The sequence below is a fragment of the Clostridium sp. DSM 17811 genome, assembly GCF_018861905.1.
Classification (GTDB): Bacteria; Bacillota; Clostridia; order Clostridiales; family Clostridiaceae; genus Clostridium_AD; species Clostridium_AD frigoriphilum.
Genome location: NZ_JAHLDU010000004.1, coordinates 231,774 through 257,550, shown reverse-complemented (window position 1 = coordinate 257,550; position 25,777 = coordinate 231,774). Strand labels below are relative to the sequence as shown.

Genomic DNA, 25,777 nt, shown 5'->3' with positions numbered 1-25,777 from the left:
CTCTCTTCCTATCTATATAATTTTTTTTGATTTAAGGTAGTAATATTGTATGCACAAAATGGAATTAAATTGCCCTCTTTACTAACAACATGAATACAACAATCCTTTAACCTCTGCGTATCTACATTCCAAGCATCTTGAAATGCCATACCTGATATGCTGAAAAAACCATTTTTTATTTTCTGATTCAATTCTTCAAATGAATTTTTCTTTGGTATGTATTTGTTTATTTTCACTCCGGACCAATTTCTCTCAACGAATCTTTTTGATTTTTTTGACCCTTCTTTACCATTTTCTTCACCACAGCATTCATTTTTTCTACTTACGGTAATCAGTTTTCCATCTACCGATATGTAATTAGCATGAAAAGAACAATATGCATTTTCACAACCAGAAGGAGCAAAATCTGAAAGCTCAATTTTCTCATCACTCTGCTGGACTATTTTAGATATAACTTCTGGGAGAGTAATTCTATCTTTATCTTCCGGCAACTTAGGTATTCTACCAAAATAGCTTACTGGTTGGAAATGTACTCCTCTTACAGTTGGGGCATTTTTCAATCCAAACTCTATAATATCCCAGAGAATATTATCATTTTTATCAGGCACCACTGTGCATACAAGAATTACACCAACCCCTAATTTTGCACTATATTCTATAACCTTTAATTTATCCTGTATTACGTCTTTATAATTAATCTTAGTCATTTCAGTTCCAGTTAAATCATTAAACTGTAGAAAAATTGATCTGAGTCCTGCATTTTTTAGTTTTTCATAATAATTATAATTTTTGAGGTTAATACCATTTGTGTTTAACTGTATAAATTTAAAACCCATGTTTGTTGCTTTAGATATAATCTCATGAAGATCTTCCCTCATCGTGGGTTCTCCTCCAGAGATCTGAAGATTATAAGGGCCACCGGCTTCAATAATTCTTGAGTACCACATTTCTATAGTTCCCATATCTGGGTCAGTTCCATTTCCATGTGCATCAGCGAAACAAAATTCGCAGCTCAAATTACACCTTGAGGTTACTTCAACAAGTACTGTGCAAGTATGTTGACGATGATCACTACATAGCCCACAGTCATGAGGGCATCCCTTTTCCACCTTAGTATATGGCACCTTTGGATAAGCTGGGCTCTTGTTTCTTTTCCAAGAGTCATAACTTGGCTTACCCCTCCAAATAACAGTCTTAAAAAAGCCATGCTCTTCACAATTCTTAGTTAAATATAAATCATCACATTTTTTTACTACTATTGCATCAACTATTTTTAAACAGACAGGACAAATACTTTGTGTTTGTTTTATTATCTCATTCACTTTGCCTAACCTCTCATTCTATATAACTATATTCTTTTAGGATTTCAATAATTTTATTGTAGGATTTTTGAATTGCATTACCACATTTTATAGGGTACCCTTCATTATTATTCATATCATTTAGCACATCTACTGTTATCATATCAACACACTGAGTACTTTCAAACTCCTCTTCAAACCATTCTACATATTTTTGAATCATCCCTTTTAAATTACCATCACGAGTTTGAGTATCTATGCCTTTCCCTGCATAAATTCCAAATAAACATGCTCCTCCAGTAACAATGCCACAAGTCTTTCCAGTATTCCCTACTCCTGCACAAAGCCCAGCCATAGCCTTTACTAGTGTAACATTTTCAATTTCATTACTCTCAAGGTACATAATTATAAGTATTTGACTACAACAATATCCAGAATTCGCTAATTTAAACATTCTAAATGCATCTGCCGCCATTATAATCCCTCCACTATTTTTTCTTAGCAATAAGCAAAAAATATCCTGGTTTGCATAACGTAAGTTTTTCTTGAAAATCACCACAGCTGCTACAAGTTGCTACTTCCCAGAATTTTGCCATTGAACCATATTTAAATATTATCTCCACCATAAGTTGCCTAAGCAAATCTGTCCAATCCTCAAAACATATTATTTCAAAACCAACGCTTACAATAACATCTTTTAATATATCTACATTAAAAAGACCCCTCATACAACTATTGATATCATGTTTTTGAACTTCTTCAAGGTATTCTGGTCTTCTTGCATAGACATCTGATACAATAAAGTATCCATCATTTTCAAGGACTCTATAGCTTTCCCTTATTGTCTCTTCAAAATCATCCATAAGGGACATAGTACACTCAGCCATAACCCCCTTAAAAAATTTATTTTTATGGGGCAATTTTTCTCCTCTCCCAAAATCTATTTGATGATTACCATATTTACCTTTGCCAAGCTCCAGTAACTTTAATGAAGGATCGACCCCAAAAGCATTTAGCTTGTATAGTCTTTTTAGCCTTTCTACTGTTACTCCCATTCCACAACCAACGTCTAAAATTTTATCATTAAATTTAAAGTCACATATTTTAACAGCTCTATCAGTAAGAAAAACTCCACCTGGCCTTAGAGTATCTCCTGTTGCTCTTATCATATCTTCATTCTCAAAAACAGAGCAGCCTTTCATTTGTCCTCCAAACTCTTTTCTACTTCAAGCATTTGACCAGCTGCCAGCTCCTGCGTTATTAGAACATTTTTACATTTAGGACACTCAAGTAATTCAATTTCAAAATCTCCTCCGAGGTACTCTGCTTTCACAGGTCCCTCTTCAAGAGGCCCTCCACACTTTGAACAAAGCCATTTGCTTTGTTTTCCTTTATTATCTTGTTTCATAGTTATACTCCTTTTACATGCATTCTATGGCTGTAAGCATTAATAATATTAAAGCTATCATTTACCTTTTGGTACTCTACCCAAAAGGTTATATTTACAAACCTTTTCCACGCAAGAATGTGACCATTTTCTGGATTATAGAAACTATCATTAGTTTTCTGTGCATAACCTATTACACTCTTAATATCTCCCTCAAGAATAAGTTCATCTTCAATTTTATCTCTTAATTCCTGTCCAATAACTATTTTTAAGTCGTTGTATTCATCCTTTATTTCCATTTTCTCACCCCATAAATTATCTAGTAATTCTTTCTTAAGCTTAAATCTATTTGCTCTCCTATCAGATAATGTGGGAACTTTCATGTCTGAAATTTCCTCTTTGCCACTTCCATATATAAGATCTAATATATGATAAGTCTTTTTCCCTTTTAATACAAATAGATCTCTACACATAGCACAATAAGCAAGAAAATCATTCTCTGAATCCTTTATTCTGTCCTGAGTTACTTCCCTGCTAAACTCCTTATTTGTATAATATACAAGCCCACCATAACCACAACATTTAGTCTTTTCCTTTGTAAACTCTGGCTCCTCAATTTCATAATGGAGCCTTTTAGCAATATTTCTAATACTTTCTTGAATCCCATTCTCATTTCTGGTGGTACATGCGTCATGTACTGCTAAGGTTTTACCATTTCCCGATTTAGCACCAAATGGAAGACCTTTTTCATCAAATATCTCCCAAAGAGACTTAATGCTTATATTCTTTAAACTTTCTCCAAAATTACTAAAACATGTAGAACATGCTGCTATAACAATAGGGTCACCCATCTTTTCTAAGTTCAATTTAATTTTTTCTATACTACTATCATATTGTTCTTGCCTACCTGCCCACTTAGCCGGTGCTCCACAACACCCTAAATATAATCCAACACCACCATCAAGTTTTTCCATTAAATAATTATATGTTTTAATAACATACTCCGAATAACTGGCACTTAGTTGACATCCAGGGTAAAACACGTACTTACTATTATTCATTCCAGGTTGATGTTTTATTAATTCAAAATATTTACTATTAGTAAATTCCATGTCTTTTAAAGCAAAATCATGAGCTGAAAGCGGCATTTTATTTCTAGAAACCATGCTTATCCTTGTTTCTTTAATTATATCTGCCATATTTATGGAAGTAGGACATACCTCTCCACATAGACCACACTCTGTGCAAGAATTTATTGTTTTATTTGCATAATGATCTCCAAGAATAATACGTTCATTTTGGTTTATGGTTCTTATATACGCTTTAGGATCCAATTTCACCTTTTGAAGATGAACACAAGCTTTAACACATTTATGGCATTCACATTGAACACATCTTAGAGCTTCATTAATTGCTTCCTGCTTTGTAAAAGTACCATCTTCAGGCTTTATTCTCGGGGATATTTTCTCGTTTTCCACATCTACCTTAAGAATACTTTTGTAGGCCCCTTCTTTTGCTCTAAGTGCTGTAAGAGATTTTTTATATACAAATCTATCTATAGACACTGCTGCGCATCTTCCTGTTTGTACTGACTGTATAACAGATTCACATTCGCTAACTATTCGCCCACCAGCAAAAACTTTTTCTGTTTCTGTTTGCATAGTCACTTCATTTACGTTGAATTTTTCATTCCATTCTCCGCTGCCAATAAAAACTGCATCATACTCCAGAGTGAGGCCTTTCAATTTTTCAGGAGTAATTTCTTGGTTTAACTTTATTTCAATGCCTTGATCTTCTAATTTAATAATTTCTTCTTTAATTAGTTTTAGATTAAGTATTATTTCAGGCATTTTCAAAAGTGATCCACCTATTCCATTTTCTTTTTCATATATATCAACACTATATCCTTTTTTATTAAGGTCATAAGCACAAGTAATTCCACTTATACCACCGCCAATAACCGCAATTTTTTTATCAATCTTAGGCATAGGAAGTGTTTTGATTTTTGCACCACCACCATAAATTAGAGCTGCCTTTTCAAGCTCATGAATTGAGATAGCATTTCCATTAACATTAGTTACGCAGAGATTTTCGCAAGGGTGGTCACAAACCAGTCCAATTATGTTAATAAATGGCATTCTTTTATTCAGTATCCTATATGCCTCTTCAAAATTTTCTTTTCTTATTTCGCATATAAATCCTTTCACATCAACGTGAATTGGACACTCAGTAACACATGTAGCAGGATTATCATTTATGCATAACTTCTGCATGGAAAGAAGTTTCTCTAAATCCATATGTTATTCCTCCAATATTGTTTTAAATGGAACCTAAAATGAATTTTTTATACTTCACTTTAGGTTCCACTAATAAACAATAATTATTTATTTAATTTTTTAATTCCAGCAAGAACTTTTTCTGGATAAGCTGGAAGGTGTGTTATTCTAACTCCACAAGCATTATATATTGCACTTATGATCGCTGAATGAGGAGATGATAACGGCATTTCACCAGCACCTGCTGCTCCATAAGGTCCAAGTGGTCTTGGAGTCTCAAGATATAATAATGTTATATCATCAGTTACATCTTTAATCTGAGGAATTCCACAACCAGTAAGTGTTGTATGCTTTTTAAGATCTTCAAAATCCTCATATAATGCAAGACCAATACCTTGAACAAGTCCTCCAAGTATCTGACCATCAACTACAAGTTTATTTATAATAGTTCCTACATCTGAAATACATGTTAATTTATCAACATGTGTTTTCCCAGTAACTAAATCTACTTCTACTTCTGCGAGTAATACTCCATACATATAAACTGGGAATGGATCGCCTTGCCCTGTTTCAACATCACATGCAGTACATGGTGCAGTCCATTTTCCATCATATCTTGTTGGTTTTCCCTCTGCAATCTGTTCATCATAATCTCTGTATGTTCCATCATCTTTCTTAAGTCCTTCAAGTAAATTTTCACAAGCAACTCTAGTAGCATTTCCAGTAAGAACATTAGAACGACTTCCACCTGCAGGCCCACTATTAGGTGTAAAGTTCATATCATTTAATATAAGTTTGATATCTTCTGGTTCATAACCAGCTTTTCTTAATGTTTCATGTGCCATAGTAAGTGTACCCATATCTGCTCCCTGACCATGATCTTCCCATGAGTTAGCAACAGTTACACCCTTTTTAGTTATCTCTACCCATGCCTCTGATGAATCTGCTCCATCAAGCCCACAACTATACATAAGAACTGATATAGCAGAACCATATTTCTTATTCTCGCTTATTTTATTTTTTTCTTTATCATTTTCCTTGGCTTTAACGTAATATGGTCTAATTTTATCTAACAATTGTGGAATAACATATACATCAAGTTTACAACCGTTTGGAGTTACCTCCCCTTCTCTTAGTGCATTATCATATCTAAGTTCAAGTGGATCTACATCCATCTTGATTGCGAGCTCGTCCATCATTTGTTCTGATGCAAATAAAGCTTGTGGTGAACCAAACCCTCTAAAAGCTGCACCCCATCCATGATTTGTAGCAACAGTTCGACCAAATCCACGAATGTTGTCTATTTTGTAACCTGCACCAATGAATTGAGATCCTCTTGTTGTAACAAGGTCACCAAATTCACAATAAGGACCGTGATCACAAGACCAATCTGATTCTAGTGCTTGTAGTTTTCCAAATTTGTCTGCGCCTAATTTTACATGCATCCAGAATGGCGATCTCTTTCCAGTATAAGTGATTTGTTGATACATATTAAATTCTAAATATACTGGTTTTCCTGTATCCATTGCAGCAACAGCAAGTAAAGCTTCAATTGTAGGACTAAATTTATAACCAAAAGTTCCCCCTGTTGGATTTTGTACAATCATTACCTTCTCTAATGGAAGTCCAATACCCTCAGCAATCATAAGAGCATGGAAATGTAATGCAATACTCTTTGAATGAATTATTAACTTACCTTCTTCATCGAAATAAGCAAATCCTACATCTGGCTCTATTGGAAGATGGGGCTGCCTTCCTACATATAAATCATCTTCGACAACATATGGTAAACTTTCCATAAGCGGTGCAGTTTCTTCTCCCTTAACAACCTTTGTTTCAAAATATATGTTTGGTGTACCTGGATGAATTTCAATAGCATCTTCCGCCATAGCAGCCGGTGCACTCATATATGCTGGTAATTCTTCGATTTCAACAATAACTTTTTTAGCAGCATCTTCAGCGTGTGTAGGTGTATCTGCGAGTACCATTGCAATTGCATCACCGAATTGGAAAATTTTCTTATCATTTAAAATTGGTCTTTCAAGTCCATCACCTTTATTTGATGGGAAGGCTAAACCATTAATTCTGTTTGTTCCCTTTACATCCTTATAAGTTAAAACTCTATATACTCCAGGCATAGTTTCAGCCTCAGTAGTATCAATAGATATAATATTTGCATGAGAAACCGTAGCTTGAACAAGTTTTATATGGAGAGTATCCTCTGGAAGCGTTAACCCAAGATCAGCTCCAAATTCCCAAGTTCCTGTTACTTTTGCACAAGCAGAAGGTCTTACTGTCTCAGTGCCTACTAAACTTGCACCTTCTGGAAGTTTTAGCCACAATTGCTTCCTTGTAACCTCTCCACGCATAAGCTTTGCAGCTTCCATTACTGCATCTACGAGCGGAATATATCCTGTACATCTACAAACATTTCTACTTTTTTGAAACCAAGCTCTTACTTCTTCTCTTGTAGGATTATTATTTTGATCTAAAAGTGCCTTTGCACTTACAATAAAACCAGGAGTACAAAATCCGCATTGCGCCGCACCATGTATCATCCATGCAAATTGAATATCATGCAAATCATCTTGTGATCCTATTCCTTCAATTGTTGTTATTTCAGCTTCATCTGGTACTCTTTTCATTCTAACTATACATGATCTTACAACTTTACCATCCAATATTACATTACATGCACCACATTCACCTTTTCCACACCCCACTTTGGTACCTGTAAGAAATAACTGTTTTCTTAAAACATCAGCGAGTGAAATTTCTGGACTAACAATGACTGTTCTTTTAAGACCATTAATATTAAGTATTTTTTTTAACATTTTAACGCCCCTTTTCTTTCTTTATTTAAAAAGGTACAGCCTTAATTTATAAAAGCTCAGCCCCTCTATTAACATTTACCAAAACTGCAAGCTGGAAAATCACACACTTCACACTTAACACATAACCCACCATGACCTAACTTTGTAATATCTCCCCTTTTTATCATTTCACCAGCTAAAATCTTAGGAAGTATAAGATCGAATACGGTTCGTTTATTGTACATAACACAACCCGGAAGTCCAAGAACAGGTATATCACCCATGTATGCAACTAAAAACATGGCTCCCGGAAGTACAGGTGCTCCATAAGATATAACCTTTGCTCCAGCTTTCCTTATTCCTGCAGGTGTAACATCATCAGGATCTACTGACATACCTCCAGTAACAACAATCATGTCAACACCTAGTGTAAGTAATTCATTTATAGCATCGGCAATCATACTCTCACTGTCTGTTACAATGATTTGTTTGATAACTTGACTTCCAATTTCATTAATTTTATTTTTAATGACAGGTCCAAATTTATCTGATATTCTACCACTATAAACTTCACTACCTGTGGTCACAATGCCCACCTTCATATTTCTTAAGGTTTCTACCCAAATAATAGGTCCTTCTTCTTTACAAATATTCTCGATTTGTTCAATTTTATAATCTTCAATAAAAAGCGGTATTATTCTTGTACCTGCAATCACACTCCCTTCATCTACCACAATATCAGTATGTAAAGTTGCAACCATTGCCTCATCTATCATATTAATTTTTTCTAAAGCTTTTATATTTATTTTAAGTAAGCCTTTACATTCAGCTACCAATTTAACTTTACCTTCTGATGGCTTAGTAAAAACTATTCCCTTCCCAGCTGCCGCTCTTGCCATTCTTTCTCCAGCTTCATTTTCATGAATCATTCCTTCCTGCATTTCCCAAACATAAATGTTTTTTTTCCCAATATCCAACATTCTAGGTATATCTTCCTCAGATATTACATGTCCTTTTTTGAACGCCACACCCTGAAACTCTCCTGGGATAATTTTGGTTAAATCATGGCATAATACCATTCCTAATGCTTCTTCAACCGGAACAATTTTCATTTAAATCCCTCCCTCAACTCTAACACTTTTATTAATATCTCTTAACTTAAATTTTAAGCATAAAATTGTAAAATTGCAAGTATATTTCAAATTTTTATTCGAATTTTGTCGTTATTAATTTCACATTGTTATTCCTTTAATTTGTACTTATGTAATATTAATACATATACTATTATAACAACAAAAAAATAATAAAACTAGATACTAGTCACTTTTTTTTAGTGTCTAATATCTAGTTTACAGTTCATAATACAAGAATCATCTCTTCTTTTGCTACTATTTTTATATTTATCTTACTATAACTGAAACTCCATCTGGTATTACAGATATGCTAGCATCTTTACCCTTTATCTTAAATGCTCTTTCAAGTGCTTCTTCAAATGTAAATGCATGCTGCATATGCATTTTTTTTATCATCTCTGGGTCACACATATCTGAAACTAGGATTACGGTGAACTTATCCAGTATCCGTGCAAGAATTTGGAATTCCCATTGATCTGGCGCGGTATCATTTCTTCCAACTTTAATCACCCTATCAAGAACCTCACGTGGGCTACTGGCATTTGCTATATTGTCATAAAAAGACTGTCCACCATGTCCATCATTACAAGCAGACACCATAATTATAACTCCGTTTTCCTTGCAAGTTGCTTCACCTGCTGTCATGCCTTTTACAGATTGATATATATTTTGATCTAGTGGGTATCCTCCATTAGTTGATATGGCAATATCTGCTTTCACGGCTTTCACAGATGCAAGTTCCATTACAAATTTACATCCGCTAGCATGTGCAAGTTCACTATCTCCTGCAAATGCATTTATAATATTTTTCTCGCTGTCAATAACAACATTTAATATAAATGCTAGCTTAGCTTTTTTAGCAGCATATAACATATCCTTATGAATTGGGTTGTTTAAAAGAACTCCAGAACGTGCATACTCACTTGCTATAAATTCAGAGCAATGATTTGCCATAACTGTCTTTGCTGATGCCACTCCAGGAAGAACACTTTTTCGTCCCCCCGAAAAGCCTGCAAAGAAATGTGGTTCTATAAAACCTTCCGAAATTAGAAGTTCAGCTTCCATTGCCACTTTATTAAGTAATAGTTCTCCACCTGATGGAAGAATTCCAACACTAACCATACTGCTATAGTCCTCAGATACATGATTTATTATCACTTCATTATCTACAATTTCCTGTCCAAATTTATTAATCATTTCCTCCCTTGTTGTAGGTCTATGAAAACCAGTAGCAATTAATATTGTTATATCAATTTTAGGGTTAGCTAATCTTATTCTCCTAAGTAATATTGGAAGTGTTACTTTACTAGGAACTGGTCTTGTATGATCACTAGTTATTAATACTAAGTTTTTTTTACCTTTAACTAATTCTTCTAATTTTACACTTCCAATAGGATTATCTAATGCCTTATTTACAATGTCCTCTTGAGTGCTTTCTACTTTGTAATCATGTGCTTTTGATTCTAGTATTGCCAACAAATTTTTGTCTGGTATTTCAATTTCTAAAAACCGTTTTGAATAGGGTATTTTAACTTTAGTCATTTTTATTCCTCCCTACATTGTAAAGAATTTTGATCCAAAGTACACAATCAATCCTAAGATTAATACATATACTAAACAGAATTTCAAAGTTGCCTTTAATATCTTACCTTCCGCTCCTACAATTCCAGTAGCGGCCGTTGCGACTGCTATACTTTGAGGCGAAATCATTTTACCAGCAGTCGCGCCACCAGTATTGGCTGCCGCTAACCAGTAAGGACTCATATGAAGATTTCTTGCAACCTCAACTTGAAGTGGACCAAAAAGTACGTTTGCTGAGGTATCACTACCTGTTACAAATGTTCCAAGAGCTCCTATTACCGGTGCAAATAATGGATAGAATCCTCCTGTTGCTGCAACAAGTACCACAGCAATAGATGTTATCATTCCGCTATAACTCATTACCTTTGCTAGAGAAACTATAGCAAGTATTGTAATTGCAGTTTTAGACATTTGCTTGCAAGTATCCGTGAATACCTTTACTATTTCTCGTGACTTAGCTCCCTGAATAAGTCCCCCTATAAATGTTGCAATAATTATAAGTGTCCCGGGATTTGCAATCCATGTAAAAGTACTTATTTTTGCATGTGGACCGGTATATATTTGTATTGAAGTTTTTATAGCTGATAATGGTTTATTTATTGCTGGAACTAAAGTACTTGTTATTAATATAAAAGCTAAAATTAATATAAATGGCACCCAAGCTAATAAAGCCTTTTTTACAGGTATATTAACTGCATCTTTAGCCGCAGTTTTTTTATAGAATATTTTAGCTATCGTAACTGTTACAATAATACATATTATTGATCCAATTAGTGCTGGAAGTTCAGCTCCAAGATATTTTGCTACTAAAAGTTCTGGCACTGCAAAAGCTAGACCTGATGCAATAGAAATAAACACAACTCCTTTTATCGCCTTCACACTCTTACCTGTGAGCATTACAAGTATCAATGGTAAAACTACAATTAGCGCAAATAATTGAATACCAACTGCATAACTTAAAGTAACTGGATCAATTGATGCAACCTTTGCAAGAGTTGTTACAGGTAATCCTATTGCTCCAAAAGCTGTTGGCGTTGTATTTGCAATAAGACATATTATCGCTGCAAATATCGGATCAAACCCAAGTGCAGCTAATATACTTGCAGGTATTGCAACTGCTGTACCAAACCCTGCAATTGCCTCAAGAAATCCACCAAAACCCCAAGCAACAATTAAAACGAGTATTCTTCTATCAGTTGTGATTCCTGTCATCATGTCCTTTATTACATCCATACTTTTGGTATGAATAGAAAGATTATAGGTAAACACCGCTGCTATTATTACGACAATTATTGGCCAAATTGCCATTGATGCACCCTCAACCGTTGCTGTAAGTGCTTGACCTATTGGCATTTTCCAAACGATAATCGCAAGTGCTATTGTAATTGCAAGCGTAATTGAACAAGTTTTATGTCCTGGCATTTTTAAAACACCAAGAGATACCATTAGCCATACAATAGGAATAAGTGCTATAAAAAATAATAAATACATATTCATTTTTTATTATCTCCTCTACTTAGTAAGATTAGACACAGTAGTGAAATCGACTACATCTTGATATTATATATCGCCAATATCTACAAAAGACATTGACGATATGACCTGCTTTATTCACAAACTTTTCCTCATCTGTTTTTTATTTAATTTTAGTTATCTATTATTTAACACCCATCCATCCAGAAATGACCATCATTTGAACTTCTGATGTTCCTTCATAAATTTCTGTTATTTTTGCATCACGCATCATTCTTTCAATTGGATAATCACTTGAATATCCGTATCCACCAAATAACTGTAAACAACGTCTTGTTACATCGCTGGCATTTCTAGAAGAAACTAATTTTGCCATAGCAGCGAAATGTGTAAATCTTTCATGATTATCCTTTGCACATGCAGCTTGATATACTAAAAGCTTTGCAGCTTCTGTATTTGCACGCATTTGAGCAAGTTCAAATTGTGTATTTTGGAATTTTGAGATAGTACGCCCAAATTGAACACGTTCATTAACATATTTAATAGTTTCTTCTATTGCACCTTCTGCAATACCAAGAGCTTGTGCTGCAACACCAATACGGCCTCCATCAAGAGTTGCCATTGCAAGGCTAAATCCTTTACCTTCTACCCCTAAAAGATTTTCCTTTGGAACTATGCAATTATCAAAGAATAATTCACATGTAGAAGATCCCCTAATTCCCATCTTTAATTCATGAGTTCCAACAGTAAAACCAGGAAAATCTTTTTCAACGATAAATGCTGTAATACCCTTTGTTCCCTTACTCTTATCTGTCATAGCTAAAATAATATATATATCTGCAAATCCTGCATTAGTAATAAAGATTTTGCTGCCATTTAATACATAATGGTCTCCTTCGAGTACTGCTGTTGTCTTTTGAAGTGATGCATCAGTTCCTGCAGAAGGTTCTGTTAAGCCAAATGCACCCAATTTTTCACCGCAGGCAAGTGGTTTTAAATATTTTTGTTTTTGTTCTTCTGTACCATATGTGAAAATTGGTGTTGCACAAAGACTTGTATGTGCCGAAACAATAACACCTGTTGTTGCACAAACTTTAGATAATTCTTCTACACATTGTACATAACTTAATGTATCCATTCCAGCTCCACCGTATTCTTCTGGAAATGGAATTCCAAGTAAGCCCATTTCAGCCATTTTGGGTATGTTTTCTGCTGGAAAGCGCATATTTTCATCAATTTCTTTTGCAATTGGTTTTACCTCTTTTTCTGCAAATTCACGATACATTTCTTGTAATTGTTTGCTATCTTCATCTTGTATAAAATTCATATTAATTACCTACCTTTCATATTTTAAAAGTGTTTGTAAATTGTGTTTTATTAGCGTGCATCATCTATTGGAGCGCATACTTTACCTGGGTTCATAATAGAATTTGGATCAAAAGTTCTTTTAATACCTTTCATTAATTCCATATTTACTTCTCCAACGCACTCTTCTAAATAGCTGATCTTTCCACTCCCTATTCCATGTTCTCCTGAAACAAGTCCGCCACAATCTATTGCTTCTTTATAAATAATATCAAAGAATTTCTCAACTCTTATTTTAAATTCTGCTTCATCTAAATCATTACTACATTGATATATGTGAAGATTACCATCTCCTGCATGTCCAAAACTCTTAATAGTTAATCCACACTCTTCGCCAACCTTATTTGCAAACGCAAGATAAGAAGCAATTTTATTTATTGGAACTACCACATCACATTCATCTAATAATTTTGTTTCTGCAAGAATTGCATCTAAGAAACTAGAACGTGCAGCCCATGCATCTTTAATTTTCGAAGGTGTATCAGCTACAAGAACATCAATTGCTCCTGCTTCTAATACTATTTCACTTGCTTGTTCAATAAGATCATTTAGTTCATCTTCACTACTTGCATCTAAAGTAACAAGTAAATAAGCATTTGCAGTTACCCCATTAATTACTTGAGGGAATACACTCTTTCCAATATATCTTTCACTACATAAAACAATTTCTCTTTCCATAAATTCCAATGCTTGTGGATTCATGTGTTCCATTTTAAATTTAGGAACAGCAGAAATACAATCATCTAGATTTTCAAAAGGAATAATTAAACTTGCAACTTCCTTTGGTGCTACAATTGTTTTCAAAGTAAGTTCTGTAATAATTCCAAGGGTACCTTCTGAACCAATCATTAAATTTAAAAGGCTGTAACCTGAACTTGTTTTTGATACTGTAGCTCCAAACTTAGTAATTTCTCCTGTTGGAAGAACAACTGTCATTGCACGTACGTAATCACGTGTTGCACCATATTTAACAGCTCTCATTCCACCAGCATTTGTTGCAACGTTTCCGCCTAAACAAGCAAGCTTTTCACCAGGATCTGGAGCATAAAGTAATCCTTGTTTTGTACAATCCTCTGCAAGGTCCTTGAGAAGTACTCCTGCCTCGACATGAACAACAAAATTTTCTAAGTCATAAGAAAGTATTTTATTCATCTTTGTAAGATCAATTAAAACTCCTCCGAGTAATGGAACTGCTCCTCCTGCAAGTCCTGTTCCTGCTCCTCTTGGAGTTACTGGTATCTTATTTTCATTACATATTTTCACTACTGCAGCAACTTCCTCTGTAGAGTGTGCTATAAATACAACTTGCGGGGCTTTTTTTCCATAAATAGGCATTTCATCATGAGAATAATCATCATTGATATCATCACCTGTTAAAATATGTCCTGGAGCTGCCTCCTGTAATTGTAAGATTAATTCTTCTGTCAATTGATTATACTGGGCCATAATAATCCTTCCTTTCTAAATTTTTTCTTACTCGATATTATTTATTGGTACTATGGTAAGACCACTTTATTTAAGTTTATCACAATATCTAAGACAATTCAATCATTTATATAAATTTCAAGTAAACATTTACATTACAGATATTAAAATAAAGGGAGATCATACTTGCACTGCTTTACCAAATGGTAATGCAGCGACTAATGTAACAAAAATACTCCCTTTAATACCTTTATTTTGCTTTTACTTTTTTCATTTCTTCAATCATAATTGGAAGAATTTCATTTACATTTCCAATAATACTTATATCTGCTATTTCAAAAATCGGAGCTTCCTCATCTTTATTAATTGCCACAATATACTTAGCACCTGTCATTCCAGATGTATGTTGTGTTGCTCCAGAAAGACCGCATGCAATATAAAGTTTTGGTGCTACAATCTTTCCCGATTGTCCAACTTGGTGTGTACGACAAATCCATCCATCTTCTATTGCTGGTCTTGTTGCACCTACTTCACCACCAAGTACATGTGCTAATTCTTCAACAAGTTTAAAATTTTCTACATTTCCCAATCCACGTCCACCAGAAACAATAACTTGTGCTTCCTCTAAATTAACAGTTTCACAAATGTCTTTTACTGTATCAACGATTTTTGCCTTAACAACACTCGCTGGAATTTCTACTTTTTTCTCTGTAACACCTGCATTTGAACCAGCCTCTGGCTTTGAAAAAGTTCCATTTCTAACTATAACTACGGCTGTTCCATCTACTTCAATGTGTTCTAAAATTGTACCACCATAAGCCGGCCTTGTGTATATAACTTTACCATCAGTTTTATTCATTCCTATTACGTCACTTACAAATCCTAAACTCATACGTCCTGCAATACGTGGTGCAATATCTTTAGCAAGTGCTGTATTTGCGAGTAGTAGAATATCTGGGTTTTGCTGCTTAACCGTTTGTGATAATACTTCTGTCAAAGTATCACAGTCTGTAGCAGTTTCTATAAAAATAACTGGAATTCCAAAAGTTGCTACTGTATCTGCCAAAACCTTATTACCTACTATAATAGCTGTTCCTTCTGCATCTAGTGCTTTTACTGCACTAATCAATTCAAGACTTCCGCCTAATACTTTTTCTCCATCTGTTTCAATAAACAATAGTGCTTTCATAATTTCGTTTTCCCCCTTAATTAGATTATTTTATCTTTTTTCATTTGATCAATAGCAGCACTTACTGCTAGCAACGCATCTTTCTCTTGGATCTTGATACCAGCCTCTTTCTTAGGAGGCTGCACATATTCAATACAACGTACTTTTGCTTGTTTTACCTCTCCAATTTCTGCTGCGCAGTAAATTGGAATAATTGCCTTACGACTTGCCATCTTAGTTCTAATACTAGGATAACGTGGATCATAATTTGGTTTACTTACTGTTACTACAGCTGGAGATCCTACAGAAACTATATTATATCCTTCTTCAGTTTCTTGATGAACTTCCATGCCACCCTCTTTAAGATTGATTTCAATTGCATTACTAACAAAGCTTGTGTCCAATTTTTCAGCAAGTATGGCTCCTACCTGACCAGTAATTTCATCTGTGGATTCCTTTCCACAAAGAATTAAATCAAATTTTTCACCTTTGTCTTTTTCAATTTTATGAATAGCATCTGCCAAAACATGAGCTGTGGAATTAGCGTCTAAATCTGCATATAAATCATCTTTTACAGAAAATGCTTCTTTAGCTCCTACAGAAAGACAATTTTTTAATGTATTTAAAGAATCATCTGCTCCAACAGTTAGTACACTAACAGTTCCTCCATTAGCTTCTGTAAAACGAACTGCTAACTCTAATGCATATGTGTCAAATGCATTTGCTACCAAACTGACTCCATTTAAATTAGGTTTTTTCGTCTTATTATCCAAATGAATTTCAATAGAATCATCTGGAACTTGTTTTACACATAAAATAATATTCATACTTTCCCTCTCCTTTACACTTTTACTTTATTAAATCGTTTTCTTGATAGAACAATTGTATATTTAAATTTTTTATAAAGAACCATTTTATGAAAATTGCTTTGATTGATTTTTATAGAAATATTATTTGTTGGTAGTATGGTACTACCACTTTATTTGATTTTATCACAATATTTAAAACAACTCAATGACTTATACAATTTTTAATATCTCATCTACTTAGTAAGCTTAGATACAGTAGTGAAATCTACTATGAATTAATATTATATATCGCCAATATCTACAAAAGACATTGACGATATGCCCAGCTTTATTCACAAACCTTTCCTGGATTTAATATATTTTTAGGATCAAATGCTAATTTTATATTTCTCATAAGTCCTACATATACAGGTCCTAATTGTTCTAACATATATGCTTTTTTTGCAAATCCAATACCATGTTCTCCAGATACTAAACCTTTGAGTTCTCTTGATTTACTATACATTGCTTCAAATACTTCTGCAATTTTTGTGTCCCATACTTCATCCGTAAGGTCATCTTTTAACACATATACATGTAAGTTACCATCACCTGCATGACCAAAACTTCTTATCCTTATATTAAATTCCTTTTGAAGCTCATTAGTGTAATTAATGAACTTGGCAACCATGTTCCTTGGAACAACAACATCACATTCATCCATATAAGTTGTTGTTGCTTTAACAGCTTCAAGAAAAGCCCCTCTTGCAGACCAAACAGCTTCTTTTCTCTCATCTGTATCCGTTATAAATACATCTAGAGCACCTTGCTCTAGGCAAATATTAGCTACCCCTTCATATGCTTTTTCTATTTCTTCTATAGTATTACCGTCAAAAGTTAATAAAAGATAAGCATCTGATGAATTATCCGGGAACTTTTTACCAAGGAATTCTTCAGCAGCAAGAATAACCTCTCTTTGCATAAATTCTATAGCAGTTGGAGCTGCTTTTGATTTAACTATTAAAGGAACTGTATTTATTGCCATATCGAGATTAGGGAAGGGTATTAATAATGACACAGCTTTCTTTGGTAGTGGTAATAGTCTTAATATTATTTTCGTAACTATCCCAAGTGTTCCCTCAGAACCACATATTAAATCTTTTATACTGTAACCAGTAGAATTCTTAACTACCTTTCCACCCACTTCAAGTATTTCTCCACTTGGAAGTACTACTTCAAGTCCTCTTATATAGTCCCTTGTAACTCCGTATTTAACAGCTCTCATTCCACCTGCATTAGTATTTATATTACCCGCAATTGTTGCTGATTTTTCTCCTGGATCTGGTGGATAAAACAGATCAAACTCTTCAACATATTTACTTATCTCCATTAGAAGTACACCTGGCTCGAGTGTTAACATTAAGTTTTCTTCATCAATTTCAAGTATTTTATTCATCCTAGACATATTTATCATAATCCCGCCGAATATTGGAACTGATGCTCCAACTAGTCCTGTTCCTGAACCTCTTGCTACAACAGGAATAACATTATCAGATGCATATTTCATGATCTTTGACACTTCCTGCGTTGTAAGAACCTCAACTAATACTTCTGGCATTTTACTTATTCCACCCATCTCATCATGGCTGAAATCATCATTTATATCTTCACCAGTAAACACTCTATCTTTTCCTAATATAGACACTAGAAATTCTATATCCTTTGCATCAAGTTTTTTGTAACTCATAAGATTACCTCCCCGATTATTCATTTAGTAAAACCGCTAAATGATTTATTACTTAAGTTAAGACTAAAAGTTGATTAAAATCTATACGTTAGCGAATACAGTACTCAGCTCCTGAATTTTTAATGTTTTGGATCAATTGAGGAACTATTTCATATATGTCTCCCACTATTCCATAATGAGCTACATTAAATATCGATGCATTAGGATCTTTATTTATTGCAAATATACGCTCTGAACTGTTCATTCCGGCTGTAAACTGAACTGCACCTGAAATTCCAAGAGCTATTATTAATTTAGGTTTTACTGTTCTTCCTGATAGACCAATTTGTTTTTTAGCATCAATCCAACCTGCTTCAATTGTTGGTCTTGTTCCAGCTACTTGGGCATTAAGTAAGTCTGCAAGTTCCTGTATCATAACAAGATCTTTTTCTGACTTTAATGCTCTTCCAACTGCAATAATTACCTCTGCATCTGAAATATTTTCTTCAACTTCTTTTTTAGTAACCTTTAATACTTCAATGTTAGATCTTAATTTTGTTCTATCTATTTCACAAATTGTAATTTTACCTTTCTCATCACAGTTTTTTTCAGGAGCATTCATAACTTTATACCTTACTGTAGACATTTGTGGTCTTGTATTTGGGCATATAATTTGAGCCATAATATTACCACCAAAAGCTGGTCTTATCTGCACAAGGTCTGTATTTTCTTTCATCTTAAGTATTGTACAGTCAGCAGTAAGTCCTGTTCTAAATCTTGCTGCAACTCTTGGGGCAAGTGATCTACCAATAGTTGTTGCACCCACAAGTAATGATGATGGCTTTACCTTATTTACAAAATCTTCGAATGCTGCAGTATAAGGTTCTATCCTAAAATCCTTAAGCTCTTCATAATCGTATACAAATACTTCATCAACACCATAATGTAATAATTCTTTTGCTTTCTCTTTTATGTTGTGTCCAATGAAAACACAATATACTGGAAAATTAACAACTGCTGCAAGTTCTCTCGCTTTTCCTATAAGTTCCATTGTTACAGGATGTATAACTCCTTCTACATGATCAACATATACCCCTATACCCTTCCATAAACTCTTATCAACTTGAACTGCCTTCGTTTCAATAAATTCCATTACTCCCGTTGGACCTTTTTTGACACAAATCTTACACATTTTACAGCCTGCATTAACTTCTATTTTCCCATCGTTATATTCAATAGCACCAAAAGGACAAACCTTTAATAATTCTTGAACATTTGCTTCATTTACTTTCTCTTGGTGACAAATTAACTTACTCATTAGAACTCCACCCTTCTTATATAATTTAATTCATTATACGAATTTTAATTCTTTAAGTTTTGTTGCCATTTTTAAACTAAGTTCTGCACCGCTACCTGTCCATGTTTCACGATCATTATTCACTGCTGGTGGGAATATTCTCTCAACTTGTGTTGGTGAACCATTAAGTCCATATTTCTTTTCATCCTTATCTTCAAAATCATTTAATGTTATCATTTTTATTTCTCTATCTTTTGTAGCTAATTTTTTCCTATAAGATGGAAGCCTTGGCTGATATATGTCTTTATCTACAGTTAAAAGACATGGAAATTGAACTTCTGCTACTTCTATAGTATTTGCCATATCCATCTCTACAACAATTGATTTTTCCTTCAATTCTATTATTTTTAAAACGTTTGCAATATGTGGAATATTTAGGTATTCAGCCATTTCCGGTCCTACTTGAGCAGTATCACCATCAGTTGTTTGCTTTCCACATAATATAAGATCAAATTTGCCCATTTTTCTTACACCTTGAGAAATTGTATAAGATGTAGCTAGAACATCTGCTCCTGCAAACTTTCTATCCGAAATTAATGCACCTTCGTCTGCTCCCATCATATATGCTTCGCGAATAACATCCTTTGCTTGAGGGGGTCCCATTGTTATAACTTTAATTAGTCCACCCTTTTGTTCCTTAATTTTAAGAGCTGTTTCTAACGCAAACAAATCGAAAGGATTCATTTTAGAATCTACACCATCTCTTTTTAAAACTCCTGTAACTGGATCTACCTCAACATTTGAAGTACCTGGAACTTGTTTTATACAAACTAAAATTTCCATATATTTATTCCTCCTACATTTTGTATAGAATTCTAAAAACTCATTATTGGCTAGATGGTCTGACCACCTTTTAATTTATAATAACACACTATTCAAAACATTTCTACTATTGTTATTTAATTAACAGTGTTTATTTTTTTGTTGAAAAATTAAAGGCGAGAGCAATATTTGTTATTGCCCTCACCTTTGATTTTATGAAAATCATTATATTTTTTATTTTGTCCTTTCACTCTTATACTTATTTGCAAAATCTAAATGTTCTCGCATTGCTTTTCTGGCATCTGAGGAACTATGTCTTTCCATCGCTAAATATATCTCATTATGTTGAGAAAAAAGAATTTCCTTATTCCCTTCATGAACTATTATTAATTTTCTTGCATCCTTTATAAAATGATCTACAAGTGTTGAAACTGTTTTTAGAATATCAAAAATTAAAACATTACCTGAGCATTCTGCAATCTTATAATGAAATTTTTTATCTATTTCAGAATTAATATCTTCATCATCACAATTTATAAATTTTTGTGTAAGCTCCTTAAGCTCTATTAATTGTTCATCTGTTATTCTCTTTGAAGCAAGACCTGCAGCCTCAACCTCCATAATTTTTCTGAGCTCCCATATCTCTTCTTGATTACTTCCTTCTAACATAAACATAATTGATAATGGTTCAAATAAATTATCCTGAAAACTTGCCTTTATATAACTTCCTTCCCCTTGTCTGCAATCTATAAGTCCAATGACTTCTAATGCCCGAAGAGCCTCTCGAATCGAGGCCCTACTAACTTCTAATTGTTGCACTAAGCTTCTCTCTGAAGGTAGTTTATCACCTTTTTTAAGCATACCTTGATCAATCATACTTTTTATTTGTTCAATTACTTGCTCGTAAACTTTCGTACTCTTTATTGGACTAAACATTTTATTCAGACCTGGATATTGCTCCAAAGGTTTTAATGTAGTCTTATCAATTTTATCCATTATGTGATTCCCCCTTTAACATTCCAGATTCATACATTATATATATTATAACATAATTATTACAATTTAATATTCCAGCAAATCATGTTCAAAATTATAAACATTTATGTAAATAACTATAATCATATTTTTAATATAAGATGTACTAAGAACAATAATATATTATAATTTATAAAGAGTAAGAACATTGATAATATTTTCACATAATCGTTTATTTTAAATGAAATATCGGATACAAATATTACATTTAATCTGAAACATTATATTAAAAACCGATAAGATTTATAAAATCTTATCGGTTTTTAATATTCTATTTACAATTTGAATTTTTGAACCATACTATTTAATTTCTCAGCTAGTATTGCCTGGTCTTGAGAAGCTTTTGTTATTTCACCAATGGCCATAACCGATTCGTTAACACTTGCGAGTATCTCTTCTGTACTAGCTACCGATTCCTCAGCTGTAGCTGATACATTTTCAATTGCTTTTTTAATTTCTGCCACTGTTTCATTTACAATATTCATCGAATCTCCAATCTCTGAACTCAACTTATTAAAGACTACTGCATCTGTTCCATATTTTTTGCTCGTATCTACAAACAATTTATAATCCGGTTTAACATTACTATCCATAAAAGCTAATACATCTTGAGCATTGATGGAAAGATTTTGGAATGCCTTTTCAACTTTTGCAGTTACCTCTTGAATTTTTTTAACCGTACTCGATGAATCTTCAGCCAGTTGTCTAACCTCATCTGCAACCACAGCAAACCCCTTACCTTGCTCTCCTGCTCTTGCCGCTTCGATAGCTGCATTAAGTGCAAGAAGGTTTGTTTGACTTGCTATATTTTCTATTTCATCTGCCATTATTTTAACTTCACTAACAACCTTTCCTTCTTCAATTGCTTTTAATATTCTTTCTTGCTTCTCATCATATATTTTATTTGAAATATTCGCATTAATTTCAGCATTTTTACTGATTTTTTCTGCATTTATCTCTGTGTTACTTGCAATCTTAGTTCCATTATTTGCTTTTAATGTTACCTCTACCACGTTTTCTGCAATACTTTCTGTGGTAGCATTTACTTCCTCTGTTGTGGCACTTAACTGTTCTGCACCTATAGATACTTGTCTTACGGACTCATTAACAAGATCCATTTTTGCTGATATTTCTTCTGTTGTAGCAGATAGTTCTTCACTGGTAGCGCTAATATCAGTAGCACCTGCTGATATTTCTCCAATTAATGTTTTTAAATTTATTATAGCTTTATTTAATGCTTTCGCTAAAATACCAATTTCATCATTATTATCAATATCAATAGTTTTTGATAAATCATTTTCGCAAAGTGCTCCAGCTACAATCACAACCTTCTTTATTCTCCTTGATATTGAAATAGCAATTATTAATCCGAGTGCAATTGCGACAAATAAACCCACCACAGTCATTGTTACAATTTTAACATATGCACTATTATATAATGATTGACTATTATCATAATCATCTTTCGCCATTTTTTTAATTAATTCTACCTTCTTCGTTAGAGTTGTAGACATAACCACTCTGCTCTCATAAAGACCTGCAAATAGTATATTTGCTCTTTTGTAGTCACCCGCATCAACTTGCTTAATTACTTCACTATATCCCGTACTATAATTACCAAGTAATTTTTCAAATTCTACGAATTGTTTCCTATCTAAATCACTTACAATTGTAGTCTTATAATCAGCTATAAATTTATTATTACTCCCTTCAAGACTTGTAATAGAATCTTTATATTTTTGTAGATCTTTTTTATTTATCGGATCAGTAACCACCAATAAATATCCTCTAATTTCTAATAAATTTGATTTAATATTGATAATACCATCTAAACCTTTCATATCATTATTATAAATATTTTCAAGATTTTTATTCATGTTCTTAATATTAGTCACCCCTATAAACCCAACAATACCTATAAACAATGCAACTAAAACAAATGCTGACACTAGTTTTTGAATCATTTTTAAATTATTAAACCATTTCATTAACAATCACTCCTGATTATATCTAGTGCAGCACACGCTACACTGATTAATTTTTTAAACAACTTTCTGTAATATTTCATATTTTTCTATAGTTTCACATTTAATTGTCAAATATCATTAAATCTTTTTCTAAGTCACTAATATAATCGTCATATTTGCATTTAACTTTAACAAAATTTAATAATATATTAAAAATCCTCAAATAATATTGTTAAAATCTCATTTTTGTATAAAACACTACAATAGACGTATATAAAAATAATAAAAAAAATGCCATATAGCTTAGACTTTATTTGTCTACTCTATATGGTAAAATTTACTTATATTAGTTTTATAGCTTGAATTTTTGAACCATACTATTTAATTTCTCAGCTAGTATTGCCTGGTCTTGAGAAGCTTTTGTTATTTCACCAATGGCCATAACCGATTCGTTAACACTTGCAAGTATCTCCTCTGTACTATCAACAGATTCCTCAGCTGTAGCTGATACATTTTCAATTGCTTTTTTAATCTCTGACACTGTTTCATTTACTGTATCCATTGAAGTTCCTATATCGGAGGATAACTCATTAAATATTACGGCATCTATGCCATATTGTTTACCTGTATCTACAAACGATATATAATCAGGTGTAACTGTAATAATAAGATAATTCAACACCTCTTGTGCATTACTTGAAAGATTCTGAAATGCAGCTTCAACTCTTAAAGTTACCTCTTGAATTTTTTGAACTGCAGCTGATGAATCTTCTGCTAATTTTCTAACTTCATCTGCAACCACAGCAAACCCCTTACCTTGTTCTCCGGCTCTTGCTGCTTCAATAGCTGCATTAAGTGCAAGAAGATTTGTCTGACTTGCTATGTTTTCTATTTCATCTGCCATTATCTTAACTTCACTTACAACCTTTCCTTCTTCAATTGCTTTTAATATTTTTTCTTGTTTCTCTTCACCTAATTTTTTTGCATTAATATTACTGTCCTCTGCATTTTTCATAATTTTCTTAGCTTTTATGCCTATGTCACTAGCAATCTTAGTTCCATTATTTGCTCTTAAAGTTATACCCCTCACATTCTCTGCAATGCTTTCTGTTGTCGCATTTACTTCTTCGGCCGTTGCACTTAACTGTTGTGCACCTATAGACACTTGTCTTACGGATTCATTAACAAGATCCATTTTTGCCGATATTTCTTCTGTTGTAGCAGATAATTCTTCACTGGTAGCGCTAATATCAGTAGCACTTTCTGATATTTCAGAAATTAATGTTTTTAAATTGAATATCGCCTTGTTTAAAGCTTTTGCTAAAATACCAATTTCATCCTTATTGTCAATATCAACAGTTTTTGATAAATCATTTTCGCAAAGTGCTCCAGCTACAATAACAACCTTCTTTATCCTCCTCGATATCGAAATAGCAATTATTAACCCCAATGCAATTGCAACAAATAAGCCTAATAAAGTTATTATTGCAATAATAACATATGAGCTATTATATGTTACTTGACTATTATCATAATCGATTTTCGCCATACTCATAGCTAGTTTTGACTCTTTTTGTAGAACTTCGAACATGTTTATTCTAATCTTAGAAAGTACTGGAACAAGTGCATCTGCTTTTTTATAGTCGCCCCCATCAATTTGTTTAATTACGTCCTCAATACCTGCATTATAATCCACAAGTAGTTTTTCAAATTCCGTAAATTGTTGTCTATCTAAATCAGATGTAATAGTAGTCTTGTATTCTACAATAAGTTTATTATTATTGGTTATAAGAGTTGCAATATTGTCTTTGTTTTTTTGCAAATCACTTTTATTTGTTGGAGCAGCAAGCAACAACAAATCTCCTCTTATTTCCAATAAATTTGCTTTGATATTAGAAATATCATTTACCCCTATTAAATCTATATTATAAATGTTCCCCAGATTTTTATTGATATTTTTTATATTAGTCATTCCAATAAACCCAACAATACCTATAAACAATGCAACTAAAACAAATGCTGACACTAGTTTTTTAATCATTTTTAAATTAGTAAACCATCTCATTAACAATCACTCCTAATTATATCTAGTGCATCACATGCTACACTGATTGATTTTTATAATTTTTTAAACAAACATCTATAATGTTTCATATTTTTCTATAGTTTTACATTTAATTGTCAAATATCATTAAAACTTTTTCTAAGTCTCTATTATAA

Annotated in this window: 19 protein-coding genes; all 19 read right to left on the bottom strand. The window is 33.1% G+C overall.

All coding sequences use genetic code 11. The features are described from left to right. Positions 1–8 precede the first annotated feature (8 nt). The 19 genes from trsS to KPL44_RS07945 all read right to left on the bottom strand — a co-directional run bounded on the left by trsS (position 9) and on the right by KPL44_RS07945 (position 25,622). Positions 9–1,322 (bottom strand): radical SAM (seleno)protein TrsS, encoded by a 1,314-nt coding sequence (gene trsS, locus KPL44_RS08035; RefSeq protein ID WP_216248552.1) that lies wholly within the window; start codon positions 1,320–1,322, stop codon positions 9–11. Positions 1,323–1,335: 13 nt separating this feature from the next. Next, positions 1,336–1,776, bottom strand: coding sequence for a DVU_1555 family C-GCAxxG-C-C protein (locus KPL44_RS08030; protein WP_216248550.1), 441 nt, complete (start codon positions 1,774–1,776; stop codon positions 1,336–1,338). Between the two features lie 13 nt (positions 1,777–1,789). Then, complete coding sequence (gene trsM / locus KPL44_RS08025) at positions 1,790–2,503, bottom strand: DVU_1556 family methyltransferase (protein ID WP_216248549.1); 714 nt, start codon at positions 2,501–2,503, stop codon at positions 1,790–1,792. Beyond that, the gene (locus KPL44_RS08020) at positions 2,500–2,709 is read right to left on the bottom strand and encodes a DVU_1557 family redox protein (RefSeq protein ID WP_216248546.1); all 210 of its coding nucleotides are present in this window, start codon (positions 2,707–2,709) and stop codon (positions 2,500–2,502) included. The genes trsM and KPL44_RS08020 overlap by 4 nt, the downstream gene beginning before the upstream one ends. A gap of 2 nt (positions 2,710–2,711) precedes the next feature. Further along, complete coding sequence (locus KPL44_RS08015) at positions 2,712–4,985, bottom strand: pyridine nucleotide-disulfide oxidoreductase/dicluster-binding protein (RefSeq protein WP_216248544.1); 2,274 nt, start codon at positions 4,983–4,985, stop codon at positions 2,712–2,714. Positions 4,986–5,068: 83 nt separating this feature from the next. Beyond that, positions 5,069–7,798: a molybdopterin-dependent aldehyde oxidoreductase gene (locus KPL44_RS08010; RefSeq protein WP_216248541.1), complete on the bottom strand. Its 2,730-nt coding sequence runs from the start codon at positions 7,796–7,798 to the stop codon at positions 5,069–5,071. 68 nt (positions 7,799–7,866) lie between these two features. Further along, positions 7,867–8,889, bottom strand: coding sequence for a molybdopterin-binding protein (locus KPL44_RS08005; protein ID WP_216248539.1), 1,023 nt, complete (start codon positions 8,887–8,889; stop codon positions 7,867–7,869). 288 nt (positions 8,890–9,177) lie between these two features. Further along, on the bottom strand, positions 9,178–10,452 hold the full coding sequence (gene larA / locus KPL44_RS08000; protein WP_216248537.1) for a nickel-dependent lactate racemase: 1,275 nt from the start codon (positions 10,450–10,452) through the stop codon (positions 9,178–9,180). A 12-nt stretch (positions 10,453–10,464) separates the two neighbouring features. Beyond that, the gene (locus KPL44_RS07995; protein WP_216248535.1) at positions 10,465–11,988 is read right to left on the bottom strand and encodes an L-lactate permease; all 1,524 of its coding nucleotides are present in this window, start codon (positions 11,986–11,988) and stop codon (positions 10,465–10,467) included. A 160-nt stretch (positions 11,989–12,148) separates the two neighbouring features. After that, positions 12,149–13,291 (bottom strand): acyl-CoA dehydrogenase, encoded by a 1,143-nt coding sequence (locus KPL44_RS07990; RefSeq protein WP_216248534.1) that lies wholly within the window; start codon positions 13,289–13,291, stop codon positions 12,149–12,151. A gap of 50 nt (positions 13,292–13,341) precedes the next feature. Next, a complete protein-coding gene (locus tag KPL44_RS07985) occupies positions 13,342–14,775 on the bottom strand; it encodes an FAD-binding oxidoreductase (RefSeq protein WP_216248532.1) in 1,434 nt (477 codons plus the stop codon). A 229-nt stretch (positions 14,776–15,004) separates the two neighbouring features. Next, the gene (locus KPL44_RS07980) at positions 15,005–15,943 is read right to left on the bottom strand and encodes an electron transfer flavoprotein subunit alpha/FixB family protein (protein ID WP_216248530.1); all 939 of its coding nucleotides are present in this window, start codon (positions 15,941–15,943) and stop codon (positions 15,005–15,007) included. A 20-nt stretch (positions 15,944–15,963) separates the two neighbouring features. Beyond that, on the bottom strand, positions 15,964–16,749 hold the full coding sequence (locus KPL44_RS07975; protein ID WP_216248528.1) for an electron transfer flavoprotein subunit beta/FixA family protein: 786 nt from the start codon (positions 16,747–16,749) through the stop codon (positions 15,964–15,966). A 310-nt stretch (positions 16,750–17,059) separates the two neighbouring features. Then, positions 17,060–18,457 carry an FAD-binding oxidoreductase gene (locus tag KPL44_RS07970; protein WP_216248526.1) on the bottom strand — a complete coding sequence of 466 codons (1,398 nt, stop codon included), beginning with the start codon at positions 18,455–18,457 and terminating at the stop codon, positions 17,060–17,062. 88 nt (positions 18,458–18,545) lie between these two features. Continuing rightward, positions 18,546–19,754 carry an electron transfer flavoprotein subunit alpha gene (locus tag KPL44_RS07965; RefSeq protein WP_216248523.1) on the bottom strand — a complete coding sequence of 403 codons (1,209 nt, stop codon included), beginning with the start codon at positions 19,752–19,754 and terminating at the stop codon, positions 18,546–18,548. Between the two features lie 33 nt (positions 19,755–19,787). Next, positions 19,788–20,576, bottom strand: a complete 789-nt coding sequence (locus KPL44_RS07960) for an electron transfer flavoprotein subunit beta/FixA family protein (RefSeq protein ID WP_216248521.1) — start codon at positions 20,574–20,576, stop codon at positions 19,788–19,790. Positions 20,577–20,789: 213 nt separating this feature from the next. Next, positions 20,790–21,491 (bottom strand): FadR/GntR family transcriptional regulator, encoded by a 702-nt coding sequence (locus KPL44_RS07955; RefSeq protein ID WP_216248613.1) that lies wholly within the window; start codon positions 21,489–21,491, stop codon positions 20,790–20,792. Between the two features lie 374 nt (positions 21,492–21,865). Next, complete coding sequence (locus tag KPL44_RS07950) at positions 21,866–23,578, bottom strand: methyl-accepting chemotaxis protein (RefSeq protein ID WP_216248519.1); 1,713 nt, start codon at positions 23,576–23,578, stop codon at positions 21,866–21,868. Between the two features lie 331 nt (positions 23,579–23,909). Beyond that, complete coding sequence (locus KPL44_RS07945) at positions 23,910–25,622, bottom strand: methyl-accepting chemotaxis protein (protein ID WP_216248517.1); 1,713 nt, start codon at positions 25,620–25,622, stop codon at positions 23,910–23,912. Positions 25,623–25,777 lie beyond the last annotated feature (155 nt).